The organism is Reyranella sp. (assembly GCF_965229815.1).
In the GTDB taxonomy this organism is placed as follows: Bacteria; Pseudomonadota; Alphaproteobacteria; order Reyranellales; family Reyranellaceae; genus Reyranella.
The window spans coordinates 45,169-55,746 of the sequence record NZ_CBDDJN010000009.1 but is presented as its reverse complement, the minus strand read 5'-3'; the positions used below and the strand labels follow the sequence as shown (position 1 = coordinate 55,746).

The window sequence follows — 10,578 nt, the reverse complement described above, 5'->3', positions numbered from 1 at the left end:
GTCATGGCGAACTCGTCATGGCCTGGGCCCGGCCCTTCCACAGGCCGCCGCGGCCGCGCCACACCGCCAGCGCCGACTGCAGCGTGAACAGAGTGTAGGCGGCGGCGATCGCCGGCAGCGCCGGCCCCCAGAGCGGCGAGCGGCGGTAGAAGCGCAGCATGGGCTGGAACGACAGGGCCATCAGCAGCCAGGCCGCGAGCCCGGCCCAGCGCGCCGCGCCTTCGGCGAAGATCGCGAGCAGCGCCGGCGCAACGAAGATCACCGTCATTGCCAGGACCGTGCCGGCCAGCAGCAGCGGCGAGTAGCGCAGCTGGGCATAGGCCGAGCGCGAGACCATGGCGCCGATCTCGGCGAAGCCGCCATAGGGCCGCAGGCTCGCGGCACGGCGGGTCAGCCCGAGCCAGATCGCGCCTTGCTGCTTCAGGCGCCGGGCGAGCGCGCAGTCGTCGATGATCTCGGCGCGCACCGAGGCGATGCCGCCGGCCGCCGCCAGCGCGTCGCGGCGCACCAGCACGCAGCCGCCGGCCGCGGCGGCGGTCGCGCGATCGCGGCGGCGCACCCACGCGAAGGGATAGAGCATCTGGAAGAAGTAGACGAAGGCCGGGATCAGGAAGCGCTCGGCCGGCGTCGCACAGGTGAGCTCGGCCATCAGCGAGACCAGCACGCGATCCTCGGCCTCGGCGCGCGCCACGAGGCTCGAGAGATTGTCCGGCGCATGGCCGATGTCGGCGTCGGTCAGCAGCACGTGGCGCGGGCCCTCGCCGCCGGCGGCGGGACCCTCGGCGAAGCGCAGCCCCTGCTCCAGCGCCCACAGCTTGCCGGTCCAGCCGGTCGGCGGCTCGGCGCCGTCGATCACGTCGAGCGTGCGGCCCGGCGGCACGGCGAGGCCGCGCACGACGTCGCCCGTGCCATCGCTGCTGCCGTCGTCGACCACGACGACGGCGAGGCGGCCGCGATAGTCCTGGGCGAGCAGGCTCGAGATCGCGCGGCCGATCACGTCGGCCTCGTTGCGTGCCGGCACGACGGCCACCACGTCGGGCCAGCGCGACGGCGCCGCCGGCACCGGCTCGTCGCGGTCGCGCGCCAGCCAGTAGCCGCCGCGACCGGTCAGCAGGTGCAGCCACACGGCCAGCCCCGCGAGGCCGAGGAGCGTCCAGCCGGTCATGCCAGGTAGCCGGCGCCGCGGAACCAGTCGAGCGCGTCGCGCACGCCCTCCTGGTAGGGACGGCTGCGGTAGCCCAGCTCGCGCTCGGCCTTGGCCGAGGTGAAGAACATCCGGTAGCGCGACATGCGCAGGCCATCGAGGGTGAGCAGCGGCTCGCGGCCGGTGAAGCGCGCCACCGCCTCGGCGCCGAACGCCAGCGGAAAGAGCGGCGCGCGCGGCAGGCGCAGCGTGGGCTTGCGCCGTCCGGCGAGGCCCGCCACTTCGCCCAGCAGGTCGCGCAGCGCCAGGTTCTCGCCGCCCAGGATATATCGTTCGCCGACGCGGCCGCGCTCGAAGGCCAGCAGGTGGCCCTCGGCCACGTCGTCGACATGGACGAAGTTGAGGCCGGTATCGACGAAGGCCGGGATGCGGCCGCGCGCCGCGTCGAGCAGGATGCGCCCGGTCGGCGTCGGCCTGATGTCGCGCGGGCCGATCGGCGTCGTCGGGCTGACGATCACGGCGGGCAGCCCATCGCGCCGGATCATGTCCTCGATGGCGCGCTCGGCCAGGGTCTTGCTGCGCTTGTAGGCACCGATCGCCTCGCTGGGGGCCAGCGCCGCGGTCTCGTCGACGGGGGCGGTGGCGCCGGCGACGCGCAGGGCGGCGACGCTGCTGGTGTAGACCATGCGCTCGACGCCGGCGGCCAGCGCCTCGCGTGCCAGAGTGCGCGTGCCCTCGACGTTGGCGCGCAGGATCTCCGAGGGGTCGCGCGCCCACAGGCGATAGTCGGCGGCGACGTGGAACAGCCAGCGCACGCCCGAGACGGCACGGCGCAGCGACGCGGCGTCGGTGAGGTCACCGGTCACGACCTCGCAGCCGAGGTCGGCAAGATTGTCGGGCGGGCTGGTCGGCCGCACCAGGGCGCGCACGGCGAGCCCGCGCGCGCGGAGAGCGCGCACCACGGCCGAGCCGAGAAAGCCCGAGCCGCCCGTCACGAGGGTCAGATCGCCCGGTCGCAGAGAGTGTTCCATTGTCGCTTGAGCTTCGCCGTCGCGAGATGGCGGCAGTATGACCAAACGCGCCGGATTGGCAATTCGCCAGCGATGCTCCCGCGCGACGCCGGTGGCTTCATGCGCCGTGCTTTTGTCATGGCGCGGGAGGATGATGCCGCGATCCGAACGCCCCCTCCCCCGCAATTGGAGACCGACCATGGCCGCCCCGCGTCCGTCCAAGACCCATATCGGCAACCACGCGCTGCGGCCCGAGACGCTGATGCTGTCCTACGGCTACGACCCGATGCTCTCGGAAGGCGCGGTGAAGCCGCCGGTGTTCCTGACCTCCACCTTCGTGTTCGGCACGGCCGAGGAGGGCCGCGACTTCTTCGATTATGTCTCGGGCCGCAAGAAGCCGCCCGAAGGCGGCGCCGCGGGACTGGTCTATTCGCGCTTCAACCATCCCAACAGCGAGATCGTCGAGGACCGGCTGGCGGTGTTCGAGGGCGCTGAGCAGGGCGTGGTCTTCGCCTCCGGCATGGCGGCGATCACCACCACCGTGCTGGCCTATGTCCGGCCCGGCGACGTGATCCTGCACAGCCAGCCGCTCTATGGCGGCACCGAGACGCTGCTCACCGGCATGATGGCCAACTTCGGCATCGCCGCCGTCCCCTTCACCGACGGCGTCGACGAGACGGCGATCCGCGCCGCCGTCGAGGCCGGCGCGGCGAAGGGCCGGATCTCGATGATCCTGATCGAGACGCCGGCCAACCCGACCAACGGCCTGGTCGACATCGCGCTCCTGCGCCGCCTCGCCGAGGAGATCGCCGGCCGCCAGGGCGGCAAGCGCCCGCTCCTGGTGTGCGACAACACCCTGCTGGGCCCGGTGTTCCAGCACCCGCTGCGCCACGGCGCCGACGTCTCGGTCTATTCGCTGACCAAGTATGTCGGCGGCCATTCCGACCTGATCGCCGGCGCGACCCTGGGCGACCGCGCGGTGATCGGGCCGATCAAGGCGCTGCGCGGCAGCGTCGGCTCGCAGCTCGACCCGCATTCCTGCTGGATGCTCGGCCGGTCGCTGGAGACGCTGGCGCTGCGCATGGAGCGGGCCGATGCCAATGCCCGGCAGGTCGCGCTCTTCCTGCGCGACCACGCCAAGGTGGCGAACGTCCACCATCTCGACTTCCTGCCGCCGGGCTCGCCCGCCCAGCAGGTCTTCGCGCGGCAGTGCACCAGCGCCGGCTCGACCTTCTCCTTCGACATCAAGGGCGGCCAGGCCGAGGCCTTCGCCTTCCTGAACGCGCTGCAGGTCTTCAAGCTCGCGGTCAGCCTGGGCGGCACCGAATCGCTCGCCAGCCATCCCGCCGCCATGACCCATTCCGGCGTGCCGGCCGAGGTGCGTGCCCGCATCGGCGTGCTCGACACGACCATCCGCCTGTCGGTCGGCATCGAGCATCCCGACGACCTGATCGCCGACCTCGCCCAGGCGCTGGCGGCGACCGGGTGAAGCCGGCGCCCAGCCGGCGCCCCTGTCGGCGCCCCTGTCGGTCTCGGGCGGCTTTCGACGGCGCCCTTGATCTCGATCAATCCGGGCGCGCGGTTGCCGCCGGAAGATCGGGCCGCGCCCTCCTGCCCGACCGGAAGCCATGCGTCCGCCGAGACCGCCCGCCCTCACCCTGCTGACGTGGATCACCCTCGGGGCCGCCGCCATGATGCTGGCCGTGGTGCTGCTGCGCGCGTTCGACACGCAAAAGCCTTCCGCCGAGGCGCGTCCGGTCGAAGTGCCCTATTCCCGCTTCGAGGCCCTGCTGGAGCAGGGCGAGGTCAAGTCGGTCCTGTTCCAGGGCGAGCGGATCACGGGCACGTTCCAGGGCCCGGTCGAGGCGAAGCCCGGCGAGACCACGACGCGCTTCACGACGCGCCTGCCGGCGGTCGCCGATCCGGCGCTGCTGAAGTCGCTCGCCCGGCACGGAGTCGAGGTCGCGGCGGAGGAGCCGGGGGGCTGGCCGACCTGGCTGGTGGCGCTGCTGCCGTGGCTGCTGCTGATCGGCTTCTGGAGCCTCATCGGACAACGCACGTCGGGCGGCTTCGCCGGCGGTCTCGGCAGTGCTCTCGGCGGGCGCAAGCACAAGGTCGAGGCCGCATCGACACCGAAGATCCGCTTCGCCGACATCGCCGGCCAGGACAATGCCAAGGCCGAGGTCGCCGAGCTCCTCGAGTTCCTGCGCCATGCCGACCGCTACAAGCGGCTGGGCGCCGAGGTCCCGCACGGGATCCTGCTGCAGGGACCGCCCGGGACCGGCAAGACCCTGCTCGCCCGCGCGCTGGCAGGGGAAGCCGAGGTGCCCTTCTTCCAGATCTCGGCGTCGGAGTTCATCGAGCTCTTCGTCGGCGTCGGCGCCTCGCGCGTCCGGCAGCTCTTCGACGACGCCAAGAAGAACGCCCCCAGCATCATCTTCATCGACGAGCTCGACAGCGTCGGCCGCGTGCGCGGCGCCGGTCTCGGCGGCGGCCACGACGAGCGCGAGCAGACGCTGAACCAGATCCTGGCCGAGATGGACGGGTTCGGCGGGCACGAGCCCGTCGTCGTGCTCGCCGCGACCAACCGGCCGGATGTGCTCGACCCGGCCCTGCTGCGTCCCGGCCGCTTCGATCGGCACGTCACGCTCGAGCTGCCCGACCTCAAGGCGCGGGTGGCGATCCTCCAGGTGCACACGCGGACGGTGCCGCTGGCCGGCGACGTCGACCTCGAGCACATCGCCGCCGGCACGCCGGGCTTCTCCGGCGCCGACCTCAAGAACCTGGTCAACGAGGCCGCCATGGCCGCCGCCCGCGAGGAGCTCGACCGCGTGAGCGCCCGCCATTTCGACGAGATGCGGGACCGCATCCTGATGGGCTCGCTGCACACGATGGCGATCCACGAGGACGAGCGGCACCGCCTGGCCGTGCACGAGGCCGGCCACGCCGCGCTCGCCTACTATCTTCCGACGGCCGACCCGATCCACAAGGTGACGATCATCCCGCGCGGGCGCTCGCTCGGCGGCACGCACCAGCTGCCGGAGATCGAGCGTCACACGCTGCCCGAGGACTATCTGCGCGACCGGCTGGCCGTGATGCTGGCAGGGCGCGCCTCGGAGCGCGTCTTCCTCGGCACCGTCAGCTCCGGCGCCGACGAGGATATCCGCGTGGCCACCCAGCTCGCGCGTGGCATGGTCGGGCGCTGGGGCATGTCCGAGGAGATCGGGCCGGTCGACGTGCGCGAGAGCGATGCCCATCCGTTTCTCGGTCGCGAGATGGCGCTGCCGCGCCATTTCTCCGAGGAAACGGCCGCCGCCGCCGACCGGGCCGTCCGGCGCCACCTCACCGAAGCCGAGCAGCGGGCACGCGAGGTGCTCGAGAGCCACCGTCCCCAGCTCGAGCGACTGATCGGCGCCCTGGAGGACCGCGAGACGCTCGACCGCGCGGCGGTGGCGACCTGCCTCGGCCCCAAGGAAGTCGCCGGGCGGCGACGGCCCGGTGCCGCCCCCGACGCCGTCCAGGCCGACAAGGGCTGAAGCCGTCACACCATCGCGTCGCTCAGTTCCACGCCCAGCAGGCTCTTGCCCTGGATCTCGACGTTGACGTCGTAGTCGAGCATGGCGTGATGCGAGGCGGTGTTCATGTCGCGGAAGAAGACCTGCAGCGCGTGGCTGTCGTGCGCCGCGCCGGCGCCCGCGCCCTCGAAGATGCGGTTGGTGGCCCGCCGGCAGAGCTCGGTGGCATAGGCCGCGTTCCAGCGCACCTGGGCGCGCTGGGCGATCGGCATCGGCGGCGCCTGGCGCATCGCCTGCTCGAGCAGGTCGCAATTCTGCTGCGTCAGCGCCCAGGCGCAGGCGATCTCGGCGCCGGCCTCGGCGACGCGGCGCTGCATGCCGGGATTGTCGACCTTCATGGCGCCGCTGTAGACGTCGCGCCGGCCGCGGGTCTGCTCGACGAAGATCTGCAGGCCGCGCTCGGCCATGCCCACGATCGTGCCCAGCAGCATGGTGGCCAGCGCCGGCCGGATGGGCAGCCGGTAGAGCGGGCTCTCGACCCCGGGCAAGGTGCCGAGCTGCGCCTCGGCCATCGGCACCGTGTAGCGCTCCGGGACGAAGACATGATCGAGCACCACATCCTTGGAGCCGGTGCCGCGCATGCCGAGCGTGTACCAGGTGTCGTCGAGCACCGCCTGTTCCTTGGGCATCACGACGATCAGCGAGGGACAGGCCTCGCCCGCCTCGTCGCGCACGCCGCGGCAGCCGACCAGCACCCAGTCGCCGTGGTCGGCGCCGCTGGCATAGGGCCAGCGCCCCTCCAGCACGTAGCCGCCGGGCGCGCGGCGGCAGGTGCCGCGCAGCGACGGCACGCCGGGGATCAGCATGCCGGGATGGCCGCCGAAGATCTCGTCCTGCCCGGCGCGCGGCAGGCGCCCGGCGATGAACGTGTGGGCGGCGCACACCATCAGCACCCAGGAGGCCGCGGTGCTGCCGTGGGCGACCACCCGCTCCGCCTCGACCAGCGCGCGCACCGGCATCTCGTCACCGCCATACGCCGCCGGACTGACGATGCGCGTCAGGCCGGCCTGGTGCAGCAGCGCGACCGCGCGGTCGCTCAGCACGCGCGCGGCTTCGGACTCCGCTTCCGTCTCCCGCAACGCCTCGACGATTTCGCCGGCGTTCCTGGCGGTGTCGATCATCCCCCTGCTCTCCCCCCTGCACCTGCCCCGCTGAACGGGCACGTCTCGCCGCCAGTATGTCACGACTTTGCGCAGGCGAGACGGCCTGTTCGTGCGGGCGGCAGGAGGCGACGGTGTTCAGCAGGCGCTGCAGGCAAGCTCTCGGTTGACGATGGCTGCGCCCGCCACGAGGGCGGACATCTTCGCCGCCGCGGCCGCGCGGCTGCGCAGCACCAGCCCGCAGTCGGTGCAGGCGAACAGCCGGTCGGGCGCCACGTGATCGAGCGCCCGCCGCAAGCCGTCGGCGACCTGCTGCGGCGTCTCGGCCGTCTCGCGGCCGACATCGACCAGGCCGAGCAGCACGTCCTTGCCGCGCAGCAGCTCGATCACGCCGATGTCGACGCCGACCGCCGCCGTCTCGATCGAGACCTGGTCGATGGCGGTGCGGGCGACCAGCGCGAGGCTCTGCTCGTAGTGGCTCCAGTCGCGGTTGATCGCCTTCCAGTCGGTGACCTCCGAGCCGCCATAGCCGTAGCAGATGTGGACGCCGGTGGTCGCGCCGACGCCCGCGCTGGCGCGCTCCAGCGCCGCCACGCCCCAGTCGCGCGCCTGCTCGAGATAGATGTTGAAGCAGGGCTCGTCGAACTGGACCACAGCGGCGCCGGCCTCCGCCAGCGCCCGGGCCTCGCGGTTCAGCAGGTCGGCGAAGACCATCGCGAGGTCGGCGGTCGAATGGCGGCCGACCTCGTCCTGCAGGCTGTCGACCAGGGTCATGGGTCCCGGCAGGGTCACCTTGACGGGCCGGTCGGTCAGCGCACGCACGTGCTGCAAGGCGTCGACCTGCATCGGCCCCGGCCATTCGGGCTCACCGATCAGCCGCGCCACCGGCGCTTCGGTGCGGAAGCGCTGGCCCCGCGTCGGCTTCATCGCCAGGTGCGCAGTGTCGACCGCCGCGATGCCGTCGAGGAAGCCCCAGACATAGTGGCGCCGCCGCTGCTCGCCGTCGGTGACGACGTCGAGGCCGGCGGCCAGCTCGCTCTCGACCGCGAGCCGCGTCGCGTCGTCGAGCGCCTCGGGAAGGTCGTCCGCCGGGACCTTCCACGGCGCCTGCAGGATGCCGGGTACGGCCAGCCAGCCCGGCCTGGGCAGGCTGCCGACGATCGTGGCGCGGATGGGTCCGCCCATGCGCCCGGTCCCTACTGGCTGGCCTGCTGGGCCGAGGCGCAGCCGCCGTCGGCGACCGGCCGGAACGCCTCGGCGCCCGGCACGTTCGCCAGCCGGCGATAGTAGTCCCACGGGCCGGTGCTCTCGGACGGCGTCTTCACCTGGTAGACGCCGATGTCGTAGATGACGCGGCCGTCGGCGCGGACGCTCGCCGCCTGCCCGAAGCGATCGACCGGCATCTTGCGCATTGCCGCATTGATGGCGGCGGCATCCGGCTTGCCGACCGCCTGCACGGCCTTGAGGTAGTGCAGGACGGCGGCGTAGACGCCCGCCTGCTCGCGCGTCGGCATGCGACCGTGGTCGGCCATGAAGCTGCGTGCCCAGGCGCGCGTGCCGTCGGTCGAGTCCCAGTAGAAGCCGGTCGTAATGATCAGGCCCTGCGCGGTCGCGAGGCCCAGGCTGTTGACGTCGGTGACGAAGGCATGGAGGGCGGCGAGGCGCTGGCCGTGCGCGTCGACCTGGTACTCCCTGGCCTGCTTGATGGCGTTGACCGTGTCGGCGCCGGCGCTGGCGAGGCCGATGATCTTCGCCTTCGAGGTCTGCGCCTGCAGCAGGTAGGCGGAGAAGTCCTGGGTCGACAGCGGATGGCGCGCGCTGCCCAGCACCTTGCCGCCCAGCGCGCGGATGGTGTTGCTGGCGTCGCGCTCCAGGTCGTGGCCGAAGCTGTAGTCCGCCGTCAGGAAGTACCAGGTCTCGCCGGCGCCCTTGGTGACCGCGCGGGCCGTGGCGTTGGCCAGCGCATAGGTGTCGTCCGTCCAGTGCGTCGTGTAGGGCGAGCAGGACTTGCCGGTGATCTCGACGCTGGCGGCGCCCGACACGAGCAGCGACTTCCGCTTCTCGCGGGCGATCTGCTGCAGCGCCAGGACGACGCCGGTATGCGGCAGGTCGAAGATCGCCTCGACCTTCTCGTTGTCGAACCAGCGGCGGGCGATCGGCGAGGCGACGTCGGGCTTGTTCTGATGGTCGGCGACCAGGATCTCGATCGGGCGGCCCAGCACCTGGCCGCCGAACGCGGCCACGGCCATGCGCGCCGCGAGCACCGAGCCCTTGCCGCCGACGTCGGACACGACGCCGCTCTGGTCGCCCATCACGCCGATCACGTACTTGTCGCCGGTCTGCGCCGCCGCGCGACCCGCCAGTGCCGTCAGGGCAAGCCCCGAACCCATGGCCACTCGCCGGGAAATCATCCGCATGAAGTCCTCCTTTGCAGCAACGACCGGCCGTCCATGCCGTCGGACGGCAGGCCCACGAAGTCGAGAAGCGTCGGCGCGACGTCCACCAGGGAGGTCGCGCCGCCGAGCACGCCGGGCGCCAGGCCCGCCGCGTTCAGCATCAGGAAGGGCCGCGTCTCGTCGGCACCCCAGCCGCCGTGCTGGCCCCAGCCGATGGAGGCGGGCTTGCCCGGTTCGGCCACCGTCCAGCGGCGGCCGCGCACACCGTAGGGATTGGCCTCCTCGCTGCGGGCCATGTTGACCGCGGCGACGATGCCGCCCGAGGCGGCATGGCCGAGACGGGCGAGGTCGTGGGCCGCCACGAGTTCGTCGACCCAGGGCTCGTCGCGCAACCGCTCGAGCACACCCTCGAGGCGCGGCCGCGCCGCCGTCGTGGCGTAGAGCAGCGCGGCGGTGCCCTGGCCCGCGACCGCGATCTCCCCGGCGGCGATCTCGGCGGCGAGGCCGTGACGGCCGAGCCAGTCGTCGATATCGACGCAGGCGCCGATCGTCTCCTGCCCGTGGTCCGAGCCGACCGCGAGCAGCACGTCCTCTCCGTCGCGCCGCAGCGCCTCGATCGTCGTGGCGACCCTGGCGACGCAGGCATCGGCGCCCTCGAGGGCCTCGAGATGCTGCGGCGAGCCGAGCGGTGCGCCGTGCAGCGTGAGATCGGGATTGGCGAGCCACAGGACGGTGACGGCCGGCGACCGCTGACGCAGGACCTCCTCGCAGAAGCGTTCCGTCATCGCCCGGTCGCCAGCGAGATCGTGGCTCACGGTGAGCGCCTTCGCCCCCGCGATCGGGTCGCCGCCCGGCGCGAACGAGCCCGCCCGATGATAGACGTGGCCGAAATGCTCCGGGTCGAGGAAGTAGGCCACTCCCGGCGAGACGTTCGAGAAGGCGACAAAGCCGCCCGCCGCCGCCGTGCGCTCGGCCAGGGTCGGCACGCGCAGCGTGCCGCCGGTGGCCCGCCGCATGTGGTCGCGGAAATCGGGCGGGCCGACGTCGCGCACGGTGAATCCCTTGCCCTCGGCCAGCGCCATGCGATTGCCGTGGAGCCCGTGCCGGGCGGGGTGACAGCCGGTCGCGATCGAGGCCGCCGAGACGCGCGTCACCGACGGGAAGACGGCGCGGTGATCGGTACCGACGAGGCTGCCCATCGCCAGCGCCCGCAGCGCCGGCGTCCGCCCCGCCGACAGCCAGGACGCGCCCAGCCCGTCGAAACAGACGAAGACCGCTCGCCGGCCGGAAGATCGCTTGTGAACCATATGTACCTGTGACGGTACATTTGTGTCGTTGCGCATTTGTGACGCC

8 protein-coding genes are annotated in these 10,578 nt (G+C 72.5%); 2 read left to right on the top strand and 6 right to left on the bottom strand.

Annotated features, from left to right (window positions below):
• Position 1 precedes the first annotated feature (1 nt).
• Both ACO073_RS30505 and hpnA read right to left on the bottom strand, forming a co-directional pair.
• Positions 2–1,165, bottom strand: a complete 1,164-nt coding sequence (locus ACO073_RS30505) for a glycosyltransferase (protein ID WP_422003253.1) — start codon at positions 1,163–1,165, stop codon at positions 2–4.
• Positions 1,162–2,175 (bottom strand): hopanoid-associated sugar epimerase, encoded by a 1,014-nt coding sequence (gene hpnA / locus ACO073_RS30500; RefSeq protein WP_422003251.1) that lies wholly within the window; start codon positions 2,173–2,175, stop codon positions 1,162–1,164. Before hpnA ends, ACO073_RS30505 begins: the two co-directional genes overlap by 4 nt.
• Before the next feature lie 178 nt (positions 2,176–2,353).
• On the opposite strand from hpnA, the gene ACO073_RS30495 reads away from it, so the two are divergent.
• Positions 2,354–3,643, top strand: coding sequence for a cystathionine gamma-synthase family protein (locus ACO073_RS30495; protein WP_422003250.1), 1,290 nt, complete (start codon positions 2,354–2,356; stop codon positions 3,641–3,643).
• Positions 3,644–3,782: 139 nt separating this feature from the next.
• Positions 3,783–5,690 (top strand): ATP-dependent zinc metalloprotease FtsH, encoded by a 1,908-nt coding sequence (gene ftsH, locus ACO073_RS30490; protein ID WP_422003248.1) that lies wholly within the window; start codon positions 3,783–3,785, stop codon positions 5,688–5,690.
• Between the two features lie 5 nt (positions 5,691–5,695).
• On the opposite strand, the gene ACO073_RS30485 is transcribed toward ftsH, so the two are convergent.
• The 4 genes from ACO073_RS30485 to ACO073_RS30470 all read right to left on the bottom strand — a co-directional run bounded on the left by ACO073_RS30485 (position 5,696) and on the right by ACO073_RS30470 (position 10,532).
• On the bottom strand, positions 5,696–6,850 hold the full coding sequence (locus ACO073_RS30485; RefSeq protein ID WP_422003247.1) for a hypothetical protein: 1,155 nt from the start codon (positions 6,848–6,850) through the stop codon (positions 5,696–5,698).
• Positions 6,851–6,967: 117 nt separating this feature from the next.
• A complete protein-coding gene (locus ACO073_RS30480) occupies positions 6,968–8,014 on the bottom strand; it encodes a methionine synthase (protein WP_422003245.1) in 1,047 nt (348 codons plus the stop codon).
• A gap of 11 nt (positions 8,015–8,025) precedes the next feature.
• The gene (locus tag ACO073_RS30475) at positions 8,026–9,246 is read right to left on the bottom strand and encodes an ABC transporter substrate-binding protein (protein ID WP_422003243.1); all 1,221 of its coding nucleotides are present in this window, start codon (positions 9,244–9,246) and stop codon (positions 8,026–8,028) included.
• Entirely contained in the window at positions 9,237–10,532 is a 1,296-nt protein-coding gene (locus ACO073_RS30470) for an alkaline phosphatase family protein (RefSeq protein WP_422003242.1), read from the bottom strand. Before ACO073_RS30470 ends, ACO073_RS30475 begins: the two co-directional genes overlap by 10 nt.
• Positions 10,533–10,578 lie beyond the last annotated feature (46 nt).

Coding starts and splice junctions, on each gene's coding strand:
- ACO073_RS30485 (WP_422003247.1), bottom strand. CDS start 6,850: ATGATCGACACCGCCAGGAACGCCGGCGAAATCGTCGAGGCGTTGCGG.
- ftsH (WP_422003248.1), top strand. CDS start 3,783: ATGCGTCCGCCGAGACCGCCCGCCCTCACCCTGCTGACGTGGATCACC.
- hpnA (WP_422003251.1), bottom strand. CDS start 2,175: ATGGAACACTCTCTGCGACCGGGCGATCTGACCCTCGTGACGGGCGGC.
- ACO073_RS30495 (WP_422003250.1), top strand. CDS start 2,354: ATGGCCGCCCCGCGTCCGTCCAAGACCCATATCGGCAACCACGCGCTG.
- ACO073_RS30480 (WP_422003245.1), bottom strand. CDS start 8,014: ATGGGCGGACCCATCCGCGCCACGATCGTCGGCAGCCTGCCCAGGCCG.
- ACO073_RS30475 (WP_422003243.1), bottom strand. CDS start 9,246: ATGCGGATGATTTCCCGGCGAGTGGCCATGGGTTCGGGGCTTGCCCTG.
- ACO073_RS30505 (WP_422003253.1), bottom strand. CDS start 1,165: ATGACCGGCTGGACGCTCCTCGGCCTCGCGGGGCTGGCCGTGTGGCTG.
- ACO073_RS30470 (WP_422003242.1), bottom strand. CDS start 10,532: ATGGTTCACAAGCGATCTTCCGGCCGGCGAGCGGTCTTCGTCTGTTTC.